Annotated in this window: 19 protein-coding genes and 1 pseudogene; 15 read left to right on the top strand and 5 right to left on the bottom strand. The window is 72.3% G+C overall.

Annotated features, from left to right (window positions below; translation table 11 throughout):
• Both ACSDR0_RS32580 and ACSDR0_RS32575 read right to left on the bottom strand, forming a co-directional pair.
• Positions 1–441, bottom strand: a pseudogene (locus tag ACSDR0_RS32580) (hypothetical protein); the annotation flags it as partial.
• The gene (locus ACSDR0_RS32575) at positions 438–1,703 is read right to left on the bottom strand and encodes a M20/M25/M40 family metallo-hydrolase (protein WP_435292751.1); all 1,266 of its coding nucleotides are present in this window, start codon (positions 1,701–1,703) and stop codon (positions 438–440) included. The gene ACSDR0_RS32575 and the pseudogene ACSDR0_RS32580, both read right to left, overlap by 4 nt.
• A gap of 307 nt (positions 1,704–2,010) precedes the next feature.
• On the opposite strand from ACSDR0_RS32575, the gene ACSDR0_RS32570 reads away from it, so the two are divergent.
• The 9 genes from ACSDR0_RS32570 to ACSDR0_RS32530 all read left to right on the top strand — a co-directional run bounded on the left by ACSDR0_RS32570 (position 2,011) and on the right by ACSDR0_RS32530 (position 14,050).
• Positions 2,011–3,810, top strand: coding sequence for an ABC transporter substrate-binding protein (locus ACSDR0_RS32570; RefSeq protein WP_435292750.1), 1,800 nt, complete (start codon positions 2,011–2,013; stop codon positions 3,808–3,810).
• 6 nt (positions 3,811–3,816) lie between these two features.
• A complete protein-coding gene (locus tag ACSDR0_RS32565; RefSeq protein ID WP_435292749.1) occupies positions 3,817–4,824 on the top strand; it encodes an ABC transporter permease in 1,008 nt (335 codons plus the stop codon).
• 97 nt (positions 4,825–4,921) lie between these two features.
• On the top strand, positions 4,922–5,872 hold the full coding sequence (locus ACSDR0_RS32560; RefSeq protein ID WP_435292748.1) for an ABC transporter permease: 951 nt from the start codon (positions 4,922–4,924) through the stop codon (positions 5,870–5,872).
• A 4-nt stretch (positions 5,873–5,876) separates the two neighbouring features.
• The gene (locus ACSDR0_RS32555) at positions 5,877–7,190 is read left to right on the top strand and encodes an ABC transporter ATP-binding protein (protein ID WP_435292747.1); all 1,314 of its coding nucleotides are present in this window, start codon (positions 5,877–5,879) and stop codon (positions 7,188–7,190) included.
• Complete coding sequence (locus ACSDR0_RS32550; RefSeq protein ID WP_435292746.1) at positions 7,187–8,197, top strand: ABC transporter ATP-binding protein; 1,011 nt, start codon at positions 7,187–7,189, stop codon at positions 8,195–8,197. The genes ACSDR0_RS32555 and ACSDR0_RS32550 overlap by 4 nt, the downstream gene beginning before the upstream one ends.
• Positions 8,194–9,162 (top strand): GNAT family N-acetyltransferase, encoded by a 969-nt coding sequence (locus ACSDR0_RS32545; RefSeq protein WP_435292745.1) that lies wholly within the window; start codon positions 8,194–8,196, stop codon positions 9,160–9,162. Before ACSDR0_RS32550 ends, ACSDR0_RS32545 begins: the two co-directional genes overlap by 4 nt.
• Before the next feature lie 127 nt (positions 9,163–9,289).
• On the top strand, positions 9,290–10,219 hold the full coding sequence (murQ, locus tag ACSDR0_RS32540; protein WP_435292744.1) for an N-acetylmuramic acid 6-phosphate etherase: 930 nt from the start codon (positions 9,290–9,292) through the stop codon (positions 10,217–10,219).
• 190 nt (positions 10,220–10,409) lie between these two features.
• The gene (locus tag ACSDR0_RS32535; protein ID WP_435292743.1) at positions 10,410–11,492 is read left to right on the top strand and encodes a serine hydrolase domain-containing protein; all 1,083 of its coding nucleotides are present in this window, start codon (positions 10,410–10,412) and stop codon (positions 11,490–11,492) included.
• A gap of 491 nt (positions 11,493–11,983) precedes the next feature.
• Positions 11,984–14,050, top strand: coding sequence for a hypothetical protein (locus ACSDR0_RS32530; protein WP_435292742.1), 2,067 nt, complete (start codon positions 11,984–11,986; stop codon positions 14,048–14,050).
• Positions 14,051–14,230: 180 nt separating this feature from the next.
• On the opposite strand, the gene ACSDR0_RS32525 is transcribed toward ACSDR0_RS32530, so the two are convergent.
• The gene (locus tag ACSDR0_RS32525) at positions 14,231–15,130 is read right to left on the bottom strand and encodes a MurR/RpiR family transcriptional regulator (protein ID WP_435292741.1); all 900 of its coding nucleotides are present in this window, start codon (positions 15,128–15,130) and stop codon (positions 14,231–14,233) included.
• 27 nt (positions 15,131–15,157) lie between these two features.
• Complete coding sequence (locus ACSDR0_RS32520) at positions 15,158–16,663, bottom strand: glycoside hydrolase family 3 protein (protein WP_435292740.1); 1,506 nt, start codon at positions 16,661–16,663, stop codon at positions 15,158–15,160.
• A gap of 329 nt (positions 16,664–16,992) precedes the next feature.
• Between ACSDR0_RS32520 and ACSDR0_RS32515 the strand changes: the two genes are divergently transcribed.
• The 5 genes from ACSDR0_RS32515 (at position 16,993) to ACSDR0_RS32495 (ending at position 22,623) form a co-directional block, all read left to right on the top strand.
• The gene (locus ACSDR0_RS32515; RefSeq protein WP_435292739.1) at positions 16,993–18,606 is read left to right on the top strand and encodes a glycoside hydrolase family 10 protein; all 1,614 of its coding nucleotides are present in this window, start codon (positions 16,993–16,995) and stop codon (positions 18,604–18,606) included.
• Between the two features lie 69 nt (positions 18,607–18,675).
• Positions 18,676–19,824, top strand: coding sequence for an anhydro-N-acetylmuramic acid kinase (locus ACSDR0_RS32510; protein ID WP_435292738.1), 1,149 nt, complete (start codon positions 18,676–18,678; stop codon positions 19,822–19,824).
• A gap of 167 nt (positions 19,825–19,991) precedes the next feature.
• Positions 19,992–20,423 (top strand): hypothetical protein, encoded by a 432-nt coding sequence (locus tag ACSDR0_RS32505; RefSeq protein WP_435292737.1) that lies wholly within the window; start codon positions 19,992–19,994, stop codon positions 20,421–20,423.
• Positions 20,420–21,043, top strand: a complete 624-nt coding sequence (locus ACSDR0_RS32500) for a TetR/AcrR family transcriptional regulator (RefSeq protein ID WP_435292736.1) — start codon at positions 20,420–20,422, stop codon at positions 21,041–21,043. The genes ACSDR0_RS32505 and ACSDR0_RS32500 overlap by 4 nt, the downstream gene beginning before the upstream one ends.
• A gap of 203 nt (positions 21,044–21,246) precedes the next feature.
• A complete protein-coding gene (locus ACSDR0_RS32495; protein ID WP_435292735.1) occupies positions 21,247–22,623 on the top strand; it encodes an FAD/NAD(P)-binding protein in 1,377 nt (458 codons plus the stop codon).
• A 40-nt stretch (positions 22,624–22,663) separates the two neighbouring features.
• Here the strand turns inward: ACSDR0_RS32495 and ACSDR0_RS32490 are convergent, their stop codons facing one another.
• Positions 22,664–23,287, bottom strand: coding sequence for a GNAT family N-acetyltransferase (locus tag ACSDR0_RS32490; RefSeq protein ID WP_435292734.1), 624 nt, complete (start codon positions 23,285–23,287; stop codon positions 22,664–22,666).
• Positions 23,288–23,411: 124 nt separating this feature from the next.
• Here ACSDR0_RS32490 and ACSDR0_RS32485 point away from each other — a divergent pair, with 124 nt between their 5' ends.
• The gene (locus ACSDR0_RS32485) at positions 23,412–24,104 is read left to right on the top strand and encodes a mycothiol-dependent nitroreductase Rv2466c family protein (protein WP_435292733.1); all 693 of its coding nucleotides are present in this window, start codon (positions 23,412–23,414) and stop codon (positions 24,102–24,104) included.
• Positions 24,105–24,164 lie beyond the last annotated feature (60 nt).

The following is a 24,164-nucleotide window of genomic DNA, read 5'->3' as shown; positions in this document are numbered from 1 at the left end:
GCCCCGCTCCAGCGCCCACGCCCGCTGGTGCAGCTTGAGGGCGAACCCGATCCCGCGCCCGGCCAGGGCGCCGGTGATGTGGGAGTGCAGCACCCGCTCCGCGCCGGTCGTCCCCAGGAAGCCGACCGACGCGCCCACCAGCGTCCCGCCCTCGTACGCTCCGGCCACGTAGTTGCCCGCGTGCGACAGTGCCCGCATCATCTCCACCGTGACGGGCGCGCCACCGGCGTCGGGGTGCCAGATGTCGTCGAACAGGCGGAAGACGTCCTCGAACTCCTCGATGGAGTGCAGTTCGCGCAACACCACGCCGTCCACCCTGGCGTCCCCCTGGTTCGCCGGTGACACCACGCCGCTCACCTGGGTCCCTCCCTGGTCCGCCGGTGACACCATGCCGTTCACCTGGGTCTTTCCCCGGTTCGCCGGTGACACCACGCCGCTCACGCGAGTACCGCCCGGATCAGGCCCGCCAGCAGTGCCGCGCGGCCGGGCATCTCGGCCACGACGACGTGCTCGTCGTCGGCGTGGGCGCCGCCGCCCACCGCGCCGAGCCCGTCGAGGGTGGGGCAGCCGATCCCGGCGGTGAAGTTGCCGTCTGAGGCTCCGCCCACGCCGAGACCGGTGAGGGGGGCGAGCCCGAGATCGGCGGCGACCTCCCGGGCGAGGGCGAACAGCCCGGCCGACGAGGCGTTCTCCAGGGGAGGGCGGTTCGGGCCTCCCATGATCTCAAGCCGGGTCCCGGCGATCCGGGGGGCGAGGGCCCGCATCAGCTCGTCCACCCGCCTCTGCGTGTCCAGGGTGGGCACGCGGGCGTCCACCGCCAGGCGGGCCAGCGCGGGCACGGTGTTGACCGTGGTCCCGGCCGACAGCACGGTGGGCGTGACGGTGACCGGCCCGAGGGACGCCCACGTCATCTGGCCGCCGCCCGTCCGGTGGCCGTTGGGGCCGTCGCCGTGGTCTCGGCCGCTGTCTCTCTGGTCGCTGTCCCCTGGGTCGCCGTCCCTCTGGTGGCCGTCCCCCTGGTCGCCGCCCGCCCGGCTGTCGCCCGCCTGGCCGTTGCCCGCCGGGCCGTCGTTCACCAGGCCGGCGATGCCGGTGACGGAGAGGATCTGGTGGGCCAGCTCGACCCCGGCGTTCGCGCCCTTGCCGGGGTCGAGCCCCGCGTGCGCGCCGCGGCCGTGCACCACGACCTCGTACACCGACGTGCCCTTGCGTGCGATCTTGAGCGCGCCGCCCTCGGCGCTCGCCTCCAGGACGAACGTGGCCGCGAGGCCACGCGCCGACTCCTCGACCAGCGCGCGCGAGGTCGGAGACCCGACCTCCTCGTCCCCGGTGACCAGCACGCACACCCCGTCCGGTGACGGCAGCGCGGCCAGCGCGTGGAACATCTGGACCAGCCCGGCCTTCATGTCGAACACCCCGGGGCCCCGGGCGATCCCGTCGGCGATCGACCAGGGGCGGGCCGGGAGGGAGCCGATCGGCCAGACCGTGTCGTGGTGGCCGAGCAGCAGCACCCTGGGCGTGCCGAAGGTCCACCGCAGGTGGGTGACCCCGCCGATCACGATCGTCTCGGCCCTGACACCGAGCCTGCGGTACCCCTGGTCGGCGACCACCCGCGCGCTGCGGGCCACCGCCAGGTGGTCGGCGGAGAACGACTCGCAGACAACGAGCTCTTCCAGGTCCTCAAGCATGACGTCCAGGTTCACCGTGCTCGCCTCTCCGTTGATCCGTTACTACCGCGACCGTATGACAGGCCGGGGCGCCGGGACTCGTCCGGCCTCCCTAAGAGGGGCCGGGTTCTTCGTGCGTCCGGCCAAGAGCGCCCGTCTCACGCGGCGCCGACGGCCGTCGGCGCCGGCCGGTGCCGACCGGCGACTGAGTGAAGGAAAGCTACAGAGAGCATCACAGGAGTGGAGATAATTGACGCAGATGGCAGGTCGAACGTATTGTCCGGACAACGCCTACACCTCGATATTCATGCCCTGACCTCGAAGAACACCCAACGGAGCGTTCATGAAGCGACTAGCAGCGGCAGCGGTTTCCCTCTGCCTCGCCGCCGCCACCGCGGCGTGCGGCGGCAACGCGGACAGCTCCGCCGGTGGCGTCTTCACCACGATCGACGCGCTGAAGCCGGGCATCGACGCCAACGCGCCGATCAACCCGTACAACCCCAAGGGCAACACCTTTCGCGGGTACAACGCCGAGTGGCTCGGGTGGACCAAGAACCACCTGACCGATCCGAACCAGTTCTACCCGGGCGTCGCGCAGAGCTGGCAGATCGCCCCCGACCAGTCCTCGATCACCCTCAGGCTCCATCCGGGCGGCAAGTGGTCCGACGGCGAGCCGATCACCGCGGAGGACGTGAGGTTCTCCATCGGCCTGGCCTACACCCAGGGCGGCACCGCCTACGCCCTCGACCCCTCCGCGGCCGGTACGGCCTCCGACATCAAGATCGTGGACGACAGGACGATCAAGATCACCCAGGCGGCGAAGAACCCGAGCTCCTCCTTCGTCCGCAGCGTCATGGAGACCGTCATCGTCCCCGAGCACGTCTGGCGCGGAGTGCTGCCCGCCGACTTCTGGCAGAAGCTGAAGCTCGCGCAGAGCACCGCCCCCGGCGCCGAGGCGGCGCGGGCCGGGATCACCAGCCTCGCGGACAAGGTCATCTCCTTCGCCCCGGCCAGGGACGTCTCCGCCGGGCCGTTCGTCCTGAAGCGCGTCAACCCGGGCGAGGCGCTGCTGGTCAAGAACAAGAACTTCTACAACGCGGCCAACGTCGCCGCCGACCAGGTGCGCATCCTCAACTACACCGGCAACGAGCAGGTCTGGAACTACCTGGTCGCCGGAAGGCTGGACAGCGCGCCGTTCACCGCGGTCCCCGCGGGGGTGATGCGGCGGATCGCCGAGACCCCGGGCAACGCCGTCGTCAGGGGATACTCGCCCGTCAGCGAGGGATTGGCGTTCAACCAGTCCAGGAAGCCCTACGACAACGTGCACGTCCGCCGGGCGCTGGCCTACCTGATCGACCGCAAACAGGTCACCAAGGTCGCCTCCCCCGAGGGCGGCACCGCCTCGGTCACCACCTCGGGCCTTCACCAGCAGGCCGCGAAGGCGTGGCTGGGCGACGGCCTCGCCACCCTGGACCCGTACCGGCACGACCCCGCCAAAGCCGAGAGCGAGCTGCGGGCCGCCGGGATGAGGAAGGTCGACGGCAGGTGGACGATGCCCGACGGCAGCCCCTGGAAGATGACCATCAACGTGCCCGCGTCCTTCTCCGACTGGCTGGCCGGCGCCAAGGCCGTCACCAGCCAGCTCAACGACGCCGGGATCGACGCGGAGGTCGTCACCACCGCCGACTACCCGCTCTACCTGGAGGAGATGGCGGCCGGGAAGTACGACCTCGGCTTCTGGCTGGTGGCGCTCGGCCCCGCCCCGTACAACATCTTCCAGCGCCTGTACGGGGCCCAGAACGGCTGGCAGCTCTTCGGCGGCAGGCTCAAGCACGTCGCCCCCGGCACGGAGGGCAACTGGATGGGCGGCGCCGAGGTCATCGACGTCAAGGGCGCGGGCAGGGTCAACCCCGGCGAGCTGGCGGTCAAGCTGAACTCCGTCCCCGAGGCGGAGCAGCGGCGGATCGTCTCGACCCTCGCCAGGACCGCCAACCAGGACCTCCCGGTGATCCAGCTCTGGGACTACGTCAACACCCAGGTCGTCAACACCACCCGTTTCAGCGGATTCCCGCGCGACGACAGCGACGCGCTGCGCCTCACCTCAGGGGTCTGGCTCCAGCTCGGCATGGTCAAGAGGAAGTAGCCACATATGACGGTCATCGCACGCCGCCTCGCGGGCCACCTCGTCCGCGGGCTCGCCATGATCCTGGTGGTCACCACGATCAGCTTCGTGATCATCAGGAACATCCCCGGCGACCCCATGAAGGCCCGCTACGAGAAGCTGGTCGAGCAGGGCATGTCGCCCGACCAGGCCGAGCGCGCCACGGCGGTGCTGTACGGGTTCATGCCCAAGGGCACGATGTGGGAGCAGTACGTCGACTACATGAGGGGCCTGCTGCACCTCGACCTCGGCCAGTCGCTGAGCGTGCCCGGCGCGGAGGTGACCACCCTGCTCGGCGCGGCGGCCACGTGGACGATCCTGCCGGTCCTCGTCGGCACCCTGCTCAGCTTCGCGGTCGGCATCATCCTGGGCGTCTACGCGGCGATCAAGCGGTCGAGCAAGCTGGGGGACATCCTGGCCGTCTCCGGCTCGCTCCTGCACGGCCTGCCGCAGTACGTCCTCGCGCTGATGCTGAGCGCGGTCTTCACGACCCTGCTGCCGATCTTCCCCGCGAGCGGCACGGCGGACGTCACGCTCGACCCCGGGCTCAACGCCGCCTACATCGGCTCGCTGGTCCAGTACGCCACGCTGCCGGTCCTGACCTACGCGCTGGCCGGATACGGGGGCTGGATCCTGGCGATGAAGTCGAGCGTGGTCACCGTGCTGGGCGACGACTTCATCCTCGCCGCCGAGCTGCGCGGCATGAAGCGCGGGATCATCTTCCGCTACGTGGCGCGCAACGCCATCCTGCCGCTGTTCACCATCCTGGCGCTCTCGCTGGGCCTGCTGTTCGGCGGCGCGATCTTCATCGAGCGGATATTCACCTACCCGGGGCTGGGCCTGCTCCTGCTCAACAGCATCACCGACCGCGACTACGCGCTGATGGGCGGGGCCTTCCTGCTGATCACCGTGGCGATCGTCATCGCCAACATCGTGGCCGACATGCTCTACACCGCCATCGACCCACGGGTCCGTTCCGGACAGGAGGCCTCATGACCGGGCGAATCAAGGGAGCCGTGCGAGACGGCCTCCCGGTGACACGGGCCGCGGAGAGCCTCGCGAGCCCGTACGCGTACCCGGTGGAGGTGGTCGCGTGACGGCGCCGGTCATCACCCCGGGCGGCGCTCCGGTCGGGGCTCCGGGCGGCGCTGGCAGCCCCGCCGTCTCCGGCACCCGCGCGACGCTGCGGCGCAACTTCCGGCGCGGCGTCTGGCGGGTCCTGAAGCGCAAGCCCAGCAGGATCGTGGGCGTGGCCATCCTGGGCGTTTTCGCGTTCATGGGGATCTTCGGGCCGCTGCTCTACCCCGCGCGGCTGCCGCGCGACGACAACGCGCTCTACGCCGCGCCGAGCCTGGCGCACCCCTTCGGCACCGACTTCGAGGGCACCGACGTGCTCGCCCTGGTGGTCACCGGGTCCCGGTACGTCCTGATGACCGCGCTGGTCACCGCCGTCATCACGGTCGCCCTCGGCACCGCCGTCGGGCTGTTCGCGGGGTTTCGGCGCGGGCGCTGGGACGCCGTGCTCATGCGGATCACCGACATGAAGCTGACCATCCCCGCCCTCCCGCTGCTGCTGGTCCTGTCGACCGTCTGGAAGTTCACCAGCGCGTTCGAGATGGGCCTGGTGCTCGGGCTCCTCGGCTGGGGCGGCGTGGCACGCGCCGTGCGGGCACAGACCCTCTCGCTGCGCGAGCGGGGCTTCATCGAGGCGGCCAGGGGGCTCGGCCTGTCCAGCAGGCACATCATCGGCAGGGAACTGCTGCCCAGCATGGCCCCCTTCATCGCGATGAACATGCTCATCGCGGTGACCGGCGCGGTGTACGCGCAGGTGGGCCTGTTCTTCCTGGGCGTCCTGCCCTTCGACGCCAACAACTGGGGCGTCATGCTCAACCTCGCCGTGTTCGGCGGCGGCGCGCTGACGACGACCACCGCGCTGCCGTACATGCTGGCGCCGCTGCTGGCGATCCTGCTGCTCACCCTGGGCATCGTCCTCGTCGTCGACGCCATGGACGAGATCTTCAATCCCCGGCTGCGGGAGGACTGAACAGATGTTCACACGTTCGGAGAAGGTGTCCGTGACGCCGGGCGAGCGGCCGTCCGCCGCCGTGGAGACCCGGCGCGCCCGGCGCGCTGGGGGTGGCCTGAGCACGGAGGACGCCGGAGGCGCGGCGAGCCCCCGCGAGGCGAGGAGAGGCGGGCCGCCCGGAGTACGCGTCAACGATCTGTCCGTCGTCTACCGGACGTCGGCGGGGGAACTGCCCGCCGTGTCGGGAATCGATCTCGAGCTGGTGCCCGGGACGATCACCGGGGTGGTCGGCGAGTCGGGGTCCGGCAAGTCCACCCTGGCGCTGTCGCTGCTCAACGCGGTCCAGCCCCCCGGCAGGATCCGCTCGGGCAGCGTGGAGATCGACGGGCTCGGCAACGTCATCGAGCTGCGGGGCGACGATCTGCGCCGGGCGCGGGGACGGCACATCGGGTACGTCTTCCAGGCCGCCCAGAACTCCCTCAACCCCCTCAAGACGGTCGGCAAGCAGCTCCTCGACCTGGGCCGCTCACACGACATCCGGGACCTGCGAGGGCTGGTCAAGGACGCCAAGGACCTGCTCGGCAGGATGGGCATGGACGGCGCGCGCGTGCTCGACTCCCACCAGCACGAGCTGTCCGGCGGGATGCGCCAGCGGGTCGGCATCATGCTCGCGCTGGTGCTCAACGCCCACCTCGTCGTGCTGGACGAGCCCACGACCGCGCTCGACATGATCACCCAGGCCACGATCCTGCGGATCATCAAAGAGGTCCACGAGGAGCGCGGGCTCACCACGCTCGTCATCACCCACGACCTCGGCGTGGTGGCCGAGGTCGCCGACCGGCTCGCCGTCATGTACGGCGGGCGCGTGGTGGAGCAGGGGCCGACCACCGAGGTGCTCGGCGCCCCCCGCCACCCCTACACCCAGGGCCTGATCCGGGCCATCCCGCGCCTGGTCGGCGACATCGGGGAGGCCAGGGCGCTGCCCGGCCGCCCGCCGACGCTTGGGACCGTTCCGTCGCGGGGATGCGTCTTCAGGGAGCGTTGCGAGCTGCGCATGGACGTCTGCGAGACCGAGGAGCCGCCCGCGGTCTCGCGCGGCGAGTGGATCGTGGCCTGCCACGCCGTCGCCGCCCGCCACGCGGACGAGGACGCGCACGCCGCGCGTGCCGCGAACGGGACCGGCGACGGAGCCGCGACCGGGAGCGGAGTCGCGAACGGGAGCGGGAACGGAAACGGGGCCGGGAACACGAACGGGAACGCGTACGAGGGCCGGGACGCGGTTTCGCGGGGAGCCGGACGGGCCGCCGGGACACACGGACCGAGGGAGAAAGCGTGATCACTGGTCAGGGAGTCACGAAGACCTTCAAGCAGCGGGGCGGTTTCCTCGCCGGACGGGAGGTGAAGGCGCTGCGCGGTGTCGACTTCGCCATCCCGAAGGGCGGGGCGGCGTCGTTCATCGGGGAGTCGGGCTGCGGCAAGACGACGCTCGGACGGATCATCGCCGGGCTGGAGAGCCACGACTCCGGAGAGATCACCATCGACGGCACGCCCATGTCGTCGCTGCGCCCGAAGCAGCGCGAGCCCTACTTCCGCCGCATCCAGCTCATCCACCAGGACCCGTACTCGGCGCTCAACCCGACCCGCACGGTGCACCAGACGCTGGACGCGCCGCTGTCGCTGCGGGCCGCGCAGACCGGCCGCTCGCGGTCGTGGGTGGACGGGCGTGCCCAGGAGCTGCTGGAACTGGTCGGTCTCGACCCCGGCTACGTGCTGCCCCGCTACCCCCACCAGCTCTCCGGCGGCATGCGCCAGCGGGTCGTCATCGCCCGCGCCCTCACCGTCGACCCCGACATGCTCGTCGCAGACGAGGCCGTCTCCATGATCGACGTATCCCTGCGGCTGGGCATCCTCGCCCTGCTCAAGGACCTTCGCGAGCGCCTCGGGGTGAGCGTGCTGTTCATCACCCACGACGTGGCGACCGCGCGCTACATCGGTGACGACGGCGAGCTCTACGTCATCTACCGGGGAGAGGTCGTCGAGCGCGGCCACGTCGAGACGATCATCTCCGGCCCCGTGCACCCGTATACCCAGTCGCTGCTGTCGGCCATCCCCGTGCTGCACGGCCTGGAGCGGCCCGGCGAGGAGCCGGTGACGCCGACCGGGGCGCTCGACGAGAGCCGCCTCGACGCGGGCTGCCTGTTCGCCCGGCGCTGCCCGTTCCGTACCGGCCGCTGCGAGTCGGAGCATCCGCGGCTCGGCCACGGGGGCGGCACGCCCCAGGAGCACGCCTGTTTCCACCCCGCTCCCCGTGACGTCGTCGCCATGCCGGTCGGCGTTTCGTGAGCCCGCTGGGAAACGGTCCCGGGGCGGGGCCGTGGGGCGAGGCGCCAGGGGGCCCTGAAGCGCCGGGAACCCGCGAGACGTCCGGGGCGCGTGCGGCGTCCGGGATCCGCGAGGCCGTCGCCGCCGACGCGGCGGCGCTCGCGGGGATCGCCGGGGCGGCGCTCACCCATGACGCGGAAGAGGCCGCGAGCCTGGTCGCTAGGCTCGCCGCGCCGCCCGCCGGCCGGTCCTGGACGGCACTGGTGACGCGAGGTCTCGACGGCGTGGCGTTCGCCTCCATGTCGGCGCGCGACCCGCACGCGGGCCACATCGACCTGCTCGCCGTGCGTCCCGAGGCCCGGGGGGCGGGTCTCGGCCGGGCGCTGGTCGCCGCGGCCGAGGACTGGCTGCGCGGCCGGGGGGCGACCGAGGCCCGCCTCGCCGGCAATCCGCCCTGCTACGCCTGGCCCGGCATCGACGTGCGCTACACCGAGGCCGCCTGCCTCGCCGAGAGCCTCGGCTACGAGCGCTACAACGTCGCCTGGAACATGACCGCCGACCTCACCGGAGACCTGTCCGTCGACGCTGATCTGGCGTGGCTGGCGGACGCCGGGGTCACCGTGCACGCCGCCGCCCCGGGCGACCGCGCCGCCGTGTCGGCCTTCGCCAGGGAGCAGTGGAACGCCAACTGGGCGTGGGAGGCGGAGCAGGCCGCCGGCTGCCATTACGCCGTCAGGGAAGGCGAGATCCTCGGCTTCGCCGCGTGGGGTTCGAGGCCCTCCTGGTTCGGCCCCATGGGCACCGCGCCGGCCGCGCGGGGCCTGGGCGTCGGCCGTGTGCTCCTACGCCGCTGCCTCGCCGAGCAGCGGGCCGCGGGCATGTCGAGCGCCCAGATCGGCTGGGTCGGGCCGCTGCGCTTCTACGCCCGGGCGGTCGGCGCGCACGCCGAGCGGGTCTTCTGGCTCTACCGCCGTGGCCTGCGGTGAGGGCGTTCGCCGACCGGGACGGCCCGGCGGGCGGGCCTCCACCCGGTACGCGGCCACAACGCCCTCACTGTCAGAAGATCATCTAATTGGCAGTAGTGAGACGGGACAACTAACGACATGGGACGTCATGAGTGATCAACTAGCCACACTGTCCACGCTTTCCACCGAGCAGAGCGACCCGCGCTACAGCCGGATCGACCGGCTCCCCACCGAGCAGGTGGCCCGGCTGATGAACGCGGCGGACACCGCGGTGCCCGCGGCGGTGGCCGAGGCGATCCCGGAGATCTCGGCTGCGGTGGACGCGGTCGTGGCCCGGATGAAGGCGGGGGGCCGGCTGTTCTACGTGGGCGCGGGGACGTCGGGCCGGCTGGCCGTGCTGGACGCCTCGGAATGCCCGCCGACCTTCGGCACCGATCCCGAGCTCGTCCAGGGCGTCATCGCGGGTGGCACTCCCGCGCTGACCCGTTCGGTCGAGGGCGCGGAGGACGACCACGCCGGAGGAGCCGCCGCCCTCGCGGAACGGGGAGTGGGCGAGCTCGACGCGGTGGTGGGCGTCTCCGCCAGCGGTCGCGCACCCTTCGTGCTCGGCGCGCTCGCCGAGGCGAGCCGCCGTGGCGCCCTGACCGTGGCACTGTCGTGCAACGCCGCGACCCCGCTGTCGGCGGCGGCGCGGCACCCCATCGAGGTGATCGTCGGCCCGGAGGTGGTGACCGGCTCCACCAGGCTCAAGGCGGGGACCGCGCAGAAGCTGGTCCTCAACATGATCTCCACGATCGCGATGGTCAAGCTGGGCCGTACCTACGGCAACACCATGATCGAGGTGTCGGCGATGAACTCCAAGCTGGCCGACCGGGCCGCCAGGATGGTCAGCGACATCACCGGGGCGGCCCTCTCCGCCGCCCGCTCCGCGCTGGAGGCCGCCGGATGGCACGTGAAGGTCGCGGTGCTGATGATCGAGCACGGCCTCGACGCCGGCGGCGCCCGGGGCCTGCTGGAGCGGCACGGCGACCATCTTGAGGCGGCGCTGGAGGCGGCGGGACAGGCCAGAGGGGCCTGAACCTCCGGCGGAGGGGGAACCGGTGCCGGCCGCGAAACCGGGACCGAGATCAGGACCGGGGCCGGGATCACGACCGGGACCGGGACCGGGAGCGGAATCAGGACCGGGATGGGGGGCAGGAGTGGGGTCGGCGTAGGGGCCGGGAGCGGGAGCGGGGCCGAGGGCGGGAGCGGGAGCGGGAGCGGGAGCGGTGTTCGATTTTGTAGAAAATGCCCGGCTTGCCGGGATCCTCGGGGCGGCGGTGCCGCGCGTCTGCTCGGCCGCGGTGGCCGCGATCGCCGTGGGCGGCGTCACGGTGGCCGCCGCGGCGGCGGGGGAGGCCGTGCGCTACGCGTCGGCCTCCGAGGAGTTCGCCGGAGACCGGCCGCCCGCCCTCCGTGACTCGATCTTCGACCTCGCCTCGATCACCAAGCTCTTCACCACGGCCGTCGTCCTGTCACTGGCCGAGGACGGCCTTCTCGACCTGGACGAGCCCGTCGCGGCCCGGCTGCCCGGCTGCTACGGCGGTGCCCCCGAGGTCACCCTGCGGCACCTGCTCACCCACACCGCCGGCCTGCCGCCGGGACGCAGGGCCCACGAGGAGATTCCCGGCGACGGCCCGGAGATCCGCGCCGCGCGCATGGAGCGGATCCTCTCGACACCGCCGATCGGTCCCGCGGGCGAGCGCTACCTCTACTCCGACGTCGGGCTGATCACGGCGGGCCGGGTGGCGGAGATCGCCGGTCGCGCCTCCCTGGACGAGCTCGTCCGCACCCGGGTCACCGGCCCGCTGGGCCTGCCCGACACCGGTTACCGCCCCGCCACGTCCCTGCTGCCCCGGATCGTCGCCACCGAGCACAAGCCCGAGCGCCCCGGGCCCGGATGCGTGCGCGGCGAGGTCCACGACGAGACCGCGCACGGCCTGGGCGGGGTGGCCGGGCACGCCGGGATCTTCTCCACCGCCGACGACCTCGTACGCTTCGCCGAGGCGCTGCGCACCGGGGGAGCGCCTGTGCTGGGCCCCGGCGCGGTCGCCGAGATCACCCGCGACCACGGCGTCAGGGGCGCGGACTTCCGCCACGGCCTGGGCGTGCGGATCGGCGACCCGGCGATCGTCGGCCCGCTGGCCGACGCCTACGGCCACTCCGGCTTCACCGGGACCTCGCTCGTCGTCGATCCCGGGCGTGCCCTCACCGTCGTCCTGCTGACCAACAACGTCCACCCCCTGCGCGGCCGCGCGGGCATCCGCGACCTGCGCCACGCGGTCGCCGCCGAGGCCCTGCGCCTGTCCTGAGCCCGTGTACGCGTCCGAAGCCCTGCGCCTGTCCTGAGCCCGCGCGTCCGTGGTCCGGCCGCCGAGCCCGCGAGGGACTCCCGCCGGGACCGGTCGGCTGTTTCGGCGGATGGGAATCGTGTTTCCGGTCCATGCGACGCCCTGCGAGATGTCACCCGGACGGTCAGTGTCCGTGGCCCCGAAGATAGGTGATCATGGGTCGGCCGAGACGGGAATGACAATCGGAGGGGCGCGTGAGCGGGAACGGCTCCCTGGCCCGGCACCCCGCGCTGCCCGTTTGACACGCCGTTCTCGCCACGGCACCGCGAACCTGAGAGGCATCGGGAGGACTTCGAGATCACCCCAGAGGGGTTCTGCCGGGTCCTCGCCGCCCCGGCCTGGGTGTTCGTCCTCGACGAGGACAAGTCGGCGCCGCGGAACCTCGATCTGGCGCCGGCCCGCACGGCCGGCGTCCGGTAATGGATCGTTTTCTGGAGGCAGGAGGTTCGACAGTGCTCGGGAACAAAGGCTCCATCAGGAAGAAGAAACCGGTCGCCAAGGATTCCAGCGACGACAACGACGAGTCGATGAGCGACGAGGAGAAGGGCGGCAACCAGGACGAATCCTCGAAGCCCTCGTCCTCCGAGAAGAAGGACCAGGCGTCGCAGGTCTCGAAGGCCAACGATTCCCCGGTCGAGCTGCGCAAGGACAAGCGATCGGACTCCGAGGACTCCCAGGACTCCGAGAACTCCGAGGATTCCGAGGACCCTCAAGACCCACGGGACCCCCAGACCTCCGGGGACCAGCCGCCGGCTCAGGACAGCGCGGCCGCGGAGCGGGCGCTCATCACCCTGTTGGGTGACCGGACCATGACGACGTCGCTGATCCAGTCCATGACGTACGAGGAGTTCGTGGCCCTCCGGGCCGTCAGCAAGCAGATCAGGGCCATGGTGGACTCATATCTGCCCCCGCAGAGCCAGGGTCTGTCCACGCGTGCGAGGATCGCGCACCTCTTCCTCCTGTTCCAGGGCGTCGGACGGTACGCGTCGCCGTTCCAGATCCTGCACCTGGTCCGGCAGTTCCCCATCCCGCTCCACTCCGAACTGTGGCAGGCCGTCGGGCTTGCGGTGGGCCTGCCGGGCGCCGGTCCCGGCGAGATCCTGGCGCAGCTGGCGGCGCAGAACGAATGGCTCGGCAACGCCGCTCTGCGGGAGGAGATCGGCGACCTCACCCAGGACCAGGAGCGACGGGCGGCCCTGCTGCGTGACTTCGACCTGGCGGCGATCGAGGTGAACCCGCTGCTCCACCTGGATTCGTCCGCGCTCTCGTTCGACAGGCCGGACGAGAGCATGAGAGGGCTTCTCGCCGCCGAGGCGCAAAAGATCCGGGACGCCGTGCACGAGCGGCTCAGGGCCAAGATGAGCACGATCAAAGATGAGATCATCCATGCCGGCGGCGGCAAGGGATGGAGCGCGAAATACCGCAGGCGCATCGCCACGAACAAGAACCTGGCGACGCAGCGGGCCCTGGACCGGCTGGCGTGGGTGCTCGCCCATCTGAACGACGCTCGTGAATGCGTCGCGGTGGCCCACACCGAGGGCGAGCTGCACCTCTGGGCGAACAAGCCCGACGGCCTGATGGGGCAGGACCTGAAGAGGCTCGTCGAAGCCGGCAGGAGCGAGGACGAGGCCGAGCTGGAAGACCTCGCCGCGACGTTTGACGAGCTGTGGAGCCTCCTGAGCGGTTCCAGCCTCGACGATCGGTCGGGGCGTGGTGGCGACCTGCACGTGGCGGAGCGGCGCCTGCTCAAGGCGATAAACTTCCTCGCCGACCTACAGGAGAAGTGGACCGAACTGAAGGTCAGCGCACATGAGGAGACCTACGATCTCGGCGGCGCGGACCACAGGATGCACACCGAGATGCAGGCCGCCACCCAGCTCCTCCAGAACCGCGACCGGGCCCGCACCGAGGCGAGCCGGAAGACGCTGCACCTGCTGGACACGATCGTGATCGCGATCGGCATCTCCAAGCTGTGCTGCCTCAAGTGCTACCTGGGGATACTGGCCATGCGCGGGGAGGGCATCCGGTTCGACGTCACCGGCACCCACCTCACCACCTACGCCTGGCCGGTCTCCCCGGCCCTCGTCACCCCGGCGCTGCTCAAGGCGATCCTCGGCGTCCCCGCCGATTCGACGGACGCGGAGGACATCGCCCTCGCCGCCGCCATCGACGACGAGCTCCAGCGGAAGGCCGTCATCAAGGCGATCGAGAGCTTCGTCCACGTCGGAGGCATGGGCGAGACCGGTTACGTGTCGAGCGAGGACGAGGAGGGACTGGAGTTCGTCTATGCCCCCAGGCCCGAGCCCGACTCCGACTCGGAGTCCGGTGAGGCCCCTCGCGGGGAGAGCTCGAAACGGACCCTCGACGAGGCAGGGGAGGGGCAACAGGACGAGGAGGAGGGGCCGTCCTCGCCGAAGAGGTCCCGGGCATGGGAGGAATGGCAGCAAATACAGGACGAGGAAGACGAGGAACTGGAGTCCGACAAGGGTTCGAGCGACGACTCCGACTACAACCCCTGAAGACCCGAAGGTCTCGCCGAACTCCGGCCGGAGGCGCCACACGCGTCGGCCGCATGTCGCCGGTCACATACCGTCGATCGCACGCCGCCGGTCGTACGCCGTCAGCGGAGGATTTCCCCGGGCGCGTCGAGGAACCACCGCCGACGCCTTCCCGGCCCCGGAGTCGAGGCGGTCCGGGAGCTAGGAGGACCTGCTCCGGCGGCGGTAGTCGGTCCTGAAGCCGTCGATGGCGTCCCTGGTGGCCCTCAGCGCCGCGTCGGAGGTCTCGAAGGTGCGCTGGGCGATGCCGACGAAGATGCAGTCGACGATCAGGAGCTGGCTGATCCGGCTGGCCAGCGCGCCAGGGCGGAAGGCGGTTTCCCGGCCCGCCGAGACCAGGACGTGGTCGGCGAGCCCGGCCAGGGAGGAGCGCGGGTTGTTGGTGATGGCCACCGTGGTCGCGCCCGCCCGCTGCGCGACCCGCATCGGCGCCAGCACGTCGGGGGTCTCGCCGGTGCAGCTCACCGCTACCACGACGTCGTCGTCGCGCACCAGCGCCGCGCTGGTCAGCGCCAGGTGCGCGTCGGTGTAGGCGTGGCCGGACAGGCCGATCCGCATCAGCTTCTGCGCCATGTCGGCCGCCACGAGCCCGGAGGCGCCCACCCCGTAGACGTCGACCTTGCGCGCCCCGGCCACCGCTGCCACCACCATGCCCAGCCGGTCGGGGTTGAGCTGCGCCGCGGTGTCGGCCAGCGCCTCGGACTCGGCCCTGGCCACCTTCGCGATCACGTCGGTCAGCGGGTCGTCGGGGCCGAGGTCGCCGGGGACCAGCCGCTCGGGCTCGTCCCTGGCCACCGCCGCGGCCAGGGCGAAGCGCAGCTGGGAGTATCCGGCGAAGCCCAGGGCCCTGGCGGTGCGCACGATCGTGGCCTCGCTGGTGCCCGAGGCCGCGCTGAACTCGGTGATGGTGCTGCGGGCCACCACGCCGGGGTCGTCGAGGATGAGACGGGCGATGGACTGCGCCGCGGGGGTGAGGGAGGGAAGGACGGCCCTCACCGTGGCCACCAGGTTCACGGGGGTGGGGCCGTCGAGGACGTTCATTCAGCGCCTTTCATGTCATAGATCAGCCTATTGGTCGCCGGTCAACCAGCGGGCCACGGCGCGGGCCGAAGCCCGGGAGATGCCGTTCGTGGTCACGTACACGGCTCCCGAGGGCTCGCCGGGCATCCCGGTCTCGACCACCACGGTGTCGGGGCGCAGCGCGACGGCCCGCGCCAGCAGCTCGTCGACCCAGGGGTGGCGCCTGGCGTCGTGCACCACCATCACCAGCGGGCGGCTCTCGTCACTCAGGTCGGGCAGCTCGGGCGCCTCCACGGTGACGACGTGGCCGACGGTGCCCGGCAGCAGCTCGGTGAAGGCGCCGATGAGACCGGTGAGCATGCCCGGCTCGACCGCCTCGCTCAGCCGGGGGGCGATGTCGACGACCAGCGGCGGCCCGGGGAGGACGGTCGGGGCGCCCGCGGCGGTCACGCGGATGGCCGCGCGGGCGGCTCGCAGGCCGAGCTCCTCGCCCTCGTCCCCCGGGCCCCGGGCGGCCGTCCCCGCGGCCCGTGCCTCCGCGGCGGAGTTCGCGGCGTACCAGCCGGACAGGGCGAGCACGCGGGAGGCGGCCTCGGCCAGCCGGTCCTCGCCGAGCCTGCCCTCCCGTACGGCGTCCACGATGGCGTCGCGCAGCTCGTGGACGTTCTCGCCACCGGGGGAGGAGATGCCCGCGCAGATCGCGTCGGCCCCGGCGACCAGGGCGCGGACCGCGATCTCCCCCGGCGGGTGGATGGCCGCGACGGCGCGCATCTCGATGGCGTCGGTGACGATCATGCCGGTGAATCCCATCTCCTCGCGGAGCAGCCCGGTCGTGATCCGGTGGCTCAGCGTCGCGGGATTCTCCTGGTCGAGGGCCGGGATCAGCAGGTGCCCGCACATGACGGCCCGGACCCCGGCGGCCACCGCCGTGCGGAAGGGCGGCAGGTCGCGCTCGGCCAGGAGCCGCAGGGAGGCGTGCAGGGTCGGCAGGGCGTGGTGGGAGTCGGTGTGGGTGTCGCCGTGGCCGGGGAAGTGCTTGGCGCAGGCGGCCACCCCGGCCCCCTGGAGCCCGGAGATCCAGGCGGCGGTGTGCCGGGAGACCAGCTCGGGATCGGCGCCGAAGGAGCGGACGCCGATCACCGGGTTGACCGGGTTGGCGTTGACGTCCGCCACCGGGGCGTAGTCGAGGGTGATGTCGGCCGAGGCGAGGAGGCGGCCGATCTCCTGGGCGACCAGCCGGGTCCTTTCGACGTCGTCGCCCACGCCCAGCGCCCGGTTGCCCGGCCACGAGCTGCCCCGCGCGGCCTGCAGGCGGGTGACGGATCCGCCCTCCTCGTCCACCGCGATCACCGTGGCGGGGTTCTCCGCGCGCAGCCGGGCGACCAGATCGGTCGTGTGGCCGTGGTCGGTGAGGTTGCGGGCGAACAGCACGGTCCCGCCGAGGCCCTCGTCGCCGAGCGCGCGAAGCAGCCACTCGGGCGGCTCGGTGCCGTCGAAACCCGGCTGGAGGACGGTCATGGCCAGCCGGGCCAGGTCGGGGCTGCGGTGGGGCATGCGGTCACCTTCACGATCGAGGTAGGCGTCTTCTGGCAGGTGGGCGGGGGGAGTGTCTCAAGGCAGGTTACACATCAATGACAATTTTCTTCATTTTCATTGCCCCCAAAGTAGCTTTCTGTCATCCTCGCGAGCGAGAACCCCGTGACCCCGTGGCCGGTTTCGCGATCATCTCCGCGCCCGTCCTCGCGCACGCCCTCTCGCCCGCTTCGCGTCCCTCCTCATGTTCGCCTTCGTGCCCGCTCTCGTGCCCTCCCTCGCGTCGGCCCGGCGGCGCCCCCCCCGCGGCCCCGGCCCGCAGCCCGGGGCCGAACACCCCTGGAGTCCGCATGAGCTCGTCCAGCCGGAGATCCGTCCTGCGTGGTCTCGCCCTCGCCGTCGCGGCGACCGCCGTGCCCCTGTCCGCCCGGGCCCCGGCCTCCGCCTCCTCCGGGAGCTCGCGCGAGGGCTCCTTCGGGGCCTCGTACGAGGGGCGCTCCGGGGCCGGGAGGGTGCCGCCGCTGCGCCAGATGCGCGGCATGTGGATCGCCTCGGTCGCCAACATCAACTGGCCGTCGAGGACGGGGCTGAGCGCCGAGCAGCAGAGGGCCGAGTATCTCGCCTGGCTCGACCTGGCGCGGGCCCGCGGGCTCAACTCGGTGTTCGTGCAGGTCCGGCCGACCGCCGACGCCTTCTGGCCCTCCCCGTACGAGCCCTGGTCGCAGTATCTGACCGGCGTCCAGGGGCGTGACCCCGGCTACGACCCGCTGGCCTTCCTGGTGGCGGAGACGCACCGGCGGGGCCTGGCGTTCCACGCGTGGTTCAACCCCTACCGGGTGTCGATGCAGGCCGACCCGGCCCTGCTGCACCCCGACCACCCCGGCCGCAGGCACCCCGACTGGATCGTCCCCTACGGCGGCAAGCTCTACTACAACCCCGGCATGCCCGAGGTCCGGGCGTTCGTGCAGGACGCCATGATGGACGCGGTCACCAGGTACGACATCGACGGCCTGCACTTCGACGACTACTTCTACCCGGTCAACACCACGGCCTTCGACGACAGCGAGGCCTACGCCCGCCACGGCGGCGGCTTCCCCGACCTCGCGGCCTGGCGGCGCGAGAACGTCGACCTTCTCGTACGGGAGATGCGGCGGCGGGTGCGGCGGGTCAAGCCCGAGGTCGCCTGGGGCATCAGTCCCTCGGGCATCTGGCGCAACAGGGCCACCGACCCCCTGGGGTCGGAGACCAGCGGCGGCCAGTCCTACGACGGCCTGCACGCCGACACGCGCGGCTGGGTCAAGAAGGGCTGGCTCGACTACATCGCGCCGCAGCTCTACTGGTACATCGGCCAGTCCAACGCCGACTACGCCAAGCTGGTCCCCTGGTGGTCCGACGTGACGGCGGGCACGGGCACGCAGCTGTGGATCGGCCAGGCGGCCTACAAGGCAGGGGCGGCGGGCCAGCCCGCCGAGTGGTCCCGGCCCGACGAGCTCAGCAGGCACCTGACCCTCAACGAGGGCCATCCCGAGGTCGGCGGCGACATCTGGTACAACTCCGGCGATGTCCGCGACGACCGGATCGGGTCGATCAGCGCCGTGGTGACCGGCCACTACACCCGTCCCGCGCTGCCCCCGCTGCTGCCCAGGCTCGCCTCGGGCCGGGCCCCGGGCCGCCCGCTTCTTCTCATGGCACGCCGGGTGGACGGCGGCGTCGAGCTGCGCGTCCTGGCCACGGGCCGGAGGGTCCCGTTCCAGTACGCGATCTTCCGGCTTGACCGGCGGGCCGCGCCCGGGGACCTCGCCGACGCCCGGAACCTGATCGCGGTCGTCCCCGCCGCCCGTGACCTGCGCTGGGTGGACCCGGCGGGCACCGAGGGCGCGTACTACCACGTGGTGGCCGTCGACCGGGCCGGTCGCCTGAGCCCGCCCAGCACCGGCCGCCGTGCGGTGACGGCCGCGCGCTGACGGCCGGGCGGGGCCCGGGAAGGTGATCGAGCGGAATCGAGGGGAGGGAGAGGAGGGAAGGGGGGAGACATGCGCGTGCTGGGGTTGATATCGGGAACGTCCCACGACGGCATCGACAGTGCGATCGTGGACTGGTCCCCGGACGGCGACGTGCTCACCGGCGCCGTCGAGCACACCGGCGCGCGGCCGTACGAGGGACGGCTCCGAGAGCGCATCGCCGGCGCGCTGCCGCCGAACCCGGCCGACATGGCCGAGGTGTGCCGGCTCGACACCCTGATCGGCCAGGCCTTCGCCGACGCCGCCGAGGCGTGCGGGCCGGTGGATCTCATCTGCTCGCACGGGCAGACGGTGTTCCACTGGGTGGAGGACGGCCGGGCGCGCGGCACGCTGCAGCTGGGCCAGCCCGCCTGGATCGCCGAGCGGACCGGCGTGCCGGTGGTCTCCGACCTCCGGGCCAGGGACGTGGCCGCCGGAGGGCAGGGCGCGCCGCTGGTCTCCTACCTGGACCTGCTGCTCCTGGCCGGGCTGCCGGGGCCGAGCGGCGCGATCAACCTCGGCGGGATCGCGAACCTGACCGTGCGGGACGCCGGGACGGCCTACGACACTGGCCCGGCGTCGGCGCTGATGGACGCGGCGGTGTCGGCCGCCACGGGCGCGCCCTACGACGAGGGCGGCCGCCTCGCCGCCGCGGGGGAGGTGCACCGGGGGCTGCTGGACGACCTGCTGGCCGAGCCGTACTATCGGGCGCCCCCGCCGAAGAGCACCGGCAAGGAGCTGTTCCACCCCGGCTACCTGGCGAGGGCGGCGTCGCCGTACGGGCTGGCCCTGCCCGACCTGCTGGCGACGCTGGCCGCGCTCACCGCCGAGACCGTCGCGGCGGAGATCCGGCGCCACCGCCTGGAGACGGTGGTCGTCTCCGGCGGCGGGGTGCGCAACCCGGTCCTGATGGCCATGCTGGCCGCGCGGGCCGGGGACGCACGCATCGTGCCGAGCGACGAGCTGGGGGTCCCCGCCGACGCCAAGGAGGCGATCGCCTTCTCGCTCTTCGGCTGGCTGACGGCGCACGGGCTGCCCGCGACGGTCCCCGGCTGCACGGGCGCGTCCGGCCCCCGCCTCCTCGGCACGATCACACCCGGCGCCGGGCCGCTGAGGCTGCCGGAGCCCCTCGGCCAGGGCCCCCGGCGCCTGCGTCTCACCACGGCGGCAGAGGGGTCCTGAGCGGCTTCCCGGCTCCGGATCAGGGGATCGGGGTCAGCGCGAATCCGGTTCGGCCGGTTGTCCGCCGGGCCTCCGGTCATGCCCGGACGGCGATCCGGGGTGCCGTCCTCTTGTGCCCTAGTTTGTGTACGACGTAAGCTTACGTCGTACACAAACTAGGAGGCGTCGTGACCGTCATCGCGATCATCGTTCCGTTCGTCTGGCTCCTCTGGCTCACCCTGACCGAGTGGGTCCCCATGTTCCCGCTCAACGACCTGGCCCCGGGCAACGTCCGCGGACGAGTGCTCGCGGCGTCCATCAACTACCCGTTCCCCCTGCTGATCGCCGCGGGCGTCGCCCTGCACCAGACCTGGTCGCTGATCACGGCCACCGCACTCTGCTGCTTGATCATGGTCGGTCACCTCCAGAGCTGGTGGTTGCCCTACTTCGGCGTCAGCACCGCCGCCCAGCGGGAGGTCTACCGGCGCGACTACGCCCGCACCCTGAAAATCCTGCCGACCGAGGGTCGTGACATCGTCATCGACGTCCAGCACATGGTGGTGGGCGCCCTCTCCCTGCTGATGCTGGCCACCACGCTCGCGGCTACCCTGAGCGGATGAACCAGCCCGCCCGTCACGGAGGCCGCGGTGCCGGGCGCGGCGGCCGCCCTGCCGTGCTCACCCCCGGGCGCATCGTCGCCGCGGCCGTCGAGGTCCTGGACGCCGAAGGGCTGGACGCCCTGACCATGCGCAGGATCGGCACCCAACTCGGCGTCGCGGCGATGTCCCTGTACCGGCACGTCCCCAACCGTGACGCCCTGCTGGCCGCGGTCGTCGACCACCTGTTCTCCGAGGCCGTGATCGAGCCCGACCCGGCGAGTTCGTGGGCCGAGGCGCTGACCCGCTTCGCCACCGCCTACCGGCGGACGCTGCTCGCCCACCCGCACGCCGTGCCGCTCCTGGCCACCCACCCCGTCGACGTCGACACCGGTCTCACCCTGCTGACCGGCCTGCTGGACCGCTTCGCCGCCGCCGGCGTCCCCCGGGACGACGCCCTGACCGCCATCCAGTCCGTCGGCGTCTACGTCCTCGGCCACGCCCTGGCGCAGGTCGGCACCCCGCCGGGGACGGACGGGCCCGCACCGGCCGCCGACCCGGCCGCGACCGCGTTCTACGACCACTGGTTCGACGCCGGTCTCCTCGCCATGGTCACCGGCTTCGAGCGGCGACTCGCCGGATAGCCGATTCCGGCGAATCCGCGGACGCGCGGTGAAGGGGGCGGGCACCGGACCGCTCGTCGCGTTCACGGCTGTCCACGCCCTCGGCGGCCCCGGGATCGCGCTCATCCGCGCCCGCCGCCGGGATCGTCAAGATCGTGCATGGATCGGTCCACGGCGCCGCTATCCTGTATGCCCTACAGGAATAGTGGGTTATGCTGGGTCGCGTGTCAGGTTCCCCATCGATCGCCGTCGTGGGCGGCGGCGCGAGCGGCACGCTGACGGCGGTCCACCTGCTCCGCGAGGCGCGGGCGCGGGACATGCCGCTGGAGGTCGTGCTGATCGACCAGTACGGGCGGCACGCGCTGGGACAGGCGTACTCGACCACCGATCCGCACCACCTCCTCAACGCCTGCGCGAACAAGATGAGCGGGCTCGACGACGACCCCGGCCATTTCCTGCGCTGGGCCCTCGACGCGGGGCTGGACGTCTCCGCCTCCGACTACCTGCCGAGACAGACGTACGGGCGCTACCTCCGCGACCTGCTGGCCGCCGCCGAGGAGTGGCCCGTCCGCGTGGTGCGCAGGGTGACCGGCACGGCGAGCGCCCTCACCCGTGACCGGGGTGTGCGGGTCCACCTGTCCGGCGGGGGCCAGGTGGACGCCGAGGCCGCCGTCCTGGCCCTGGGCAACCGCGCCCAGTCCGCCAGGCTCCCGATCGTGGACGCGGGAAGCCCCGGCTACGTCGCCGATCCGTGGGCGCCGGACGCGCTGGCCCGGATCCGCGACGGCGCGCCGGTGCTCGTGCTGGGCACCGGGCTGACCATGGTGGACGTGGCGGTCACCGTGACCCGGGCGCACCCCGGGACCGTGGTCTACGCGGTGTCGCGGCACGCGCTGCTGCCGCGGCCCCACCCCCGGCTCGTACCGCCCCCGGTCCCGACACCGTTCCCCGACGGGCCGCTGGGGATCGGCGACCTGCTCCGTGCCGTACGCCTCGCCGTGCGGGACAACGGAGGCGACTGGCACGGCGTGGTCGACGGCCTGCGGCCGCAGGCCCAGAGGCTGTGGGCCCGGCTCACCCCGGACGACCAGAGGCGGTTCCTGGGCCTGGCCGCCCGCTACTGGGAGGTCCACCGGCACCGGATCCCTCCCGTGACGGCCGCCAGGATCGCCGACCTGCGGGCCACCGGCCGCCTCCACGTGCTCCGCGGCCGGCTGGTCCGGGCCGGGGCGGGACCCGGCGGGCTGCGCGCCCAGGTGAGCGCCGACGGCGCCGTCCGGGAGCTCGATGTCGGCTGGCTGGTCAACGCCACCGGGCCCGGGGCCGACATCACCCGCGACCCCCTCCTCGCCGGCCTCGTCGCCGACGGCATGGTCCGGCCGGACCGGCTGCGGCTCGGGCTGGACGCCGCCCCCGGCGGCGCGGTCCTGGACGCGGCGGGAGACCCGGACGACAGGATCTTCACGCTGGGTCCCCTGCTGCGCGGAAGCCTGTACGAGACGACGGCGATCCCGGAGATCCGCGCCCAGGCGGCGGCCCTCGCCCCACGCCTCGCGGAGGCGGTCCTCTCCGGCACCCGGCGTGCCGCGTCGACCGGCTAGCGGGATCCCAATGTCCGGAAACCCCGGGGCCCAGGGCGGTTCAGCGGGCCGGCCGGGTCGGATGCGGGGGCGACGGCGGGGCGCCGGTCATCTCCGCGGTGATCGCCCACCGTTCGTGGTCTCGCCAGGCGCCGTCGATGAACAGGAGGCCGGGCGAGTAGCCCTCCCTCCTGAATCCGAGCCGCCGGACGAGCCTGAGGGAGGCCTCGTTGCCGGGCTGGATCTGGGCCTCCAGGCGGTGGAGCCGCAGGTCCTCGAAAGCGTGCTCCAGCACCAGTCCGAGGCCCTCGGACATGTAGCCCCGGCCGGAGGTGGAGGCGAAGGCCGCGTAGGCGACGGATCCGCTCTGGAGGCGTCCGCGGATGATGCTGTTGATGTTGACCACGCCGGCGATGGCCCCGGTGCCGCGCACGCAGACCAGCAGGCATTCCTCGCCGGGCTGGTCATAGCGGGCGATGAGAGCCCGGAACTCCTCGTCCGTGGTGGGCAGGGGCATCCACGGATGGTGCAGGCCGACACTGGCGCGGGCCAGTTCGAGGAACTCGTCCCGGTCGTGGCCGGTGATCGGGCGCAGGGTCACGCGGGAGGGATTTCCCCGTCGACCGGATGGGGGCGTCCCGATCGCCGCCTGTTCGCCCTCTTCGACCCCGTTGTTCCGAATCATGGGTGGAACGGTATCGCGGCTCGCGCCCCGGCCGGTGGGCACGCCCCTCGCGGCAACTCCGGCTTGACCTTCAGCGTGGTTGAGGTCCCATCCTTGAAGGGACTTCCACGGAAAGAGGATTCCCATGAGCGAGGATCTGGTCGACTTCTGGTTCGATCCCGGTTGCCCCTGGGCCTGGATCACCTCCCGCTGGATCCTGGAGGTGCGCGAGGTGCGCCCCATCACGATCAACTGGCGGGAGATGAGCCTGGCGGTGCTCAACGAGAAGCAGGACATGTCCGAGGAGTACCGCGAGATCGTCGAGCTCGGCCGGGGCACCATGCGGGTGTTCGCGGCGGCGCGCGCGGCGGCCGGGGACGCCGCCGTCGGCGACCTCTACACCTCGCTCGGCACCCGCTATCACGGCGAGGACGGCCTGTTCCGGCGGCCGCGCGACACGACGCGCGACGGCGGTCTCGCGAGCTGGCGGGCCGCGATGGAGGCCCTGGAACCGGTGATCGCCGCCGCGCTGGCCGACGCCGGGCTGCCCGCCGAACTGCTCGCCGCGAGGACCGACGGCACCTGGGACGAGGCGATCCTCGCCTCGCACGCCCTGGTGCCCGCCGGCGAGCGGAACCAGTCGCTGATCGGCGTCCCGACCATCTCGGTGAACAGGCACGCCGGGCAGTTCGGTCCCGTCATCAGCGAGATCCCGACCGGCGAGCGGGCCGGGCGGATCTGGGACGCGTTCAAGGTGCTCGCCACCGAGGAGGCGTTCTTCGAGCTCAAGCGGGTCACCGACCGGGCGGCTCCCCGCACCTTTCCCGGGGCCCCATAGCGCGGGACGGGGCCTTCCTCCAGCGCCCTCGCCGCCCTTGACGGAGAAATAACCGGTTTT

The sequence above is a fragment of the Streptosporangium sp. G11 genome (assembly GCF_051192615.1).
In the GTDB taxonomy this organism is placed as follows: Bacteria; Actinomycetota; Actinomycetes; order Streptosporangiales; family Streptosporangiaceae; genus Streptosporangium.
This window is presented reverse-complemented; position numbering and strand designations above follow the sequence as displayed.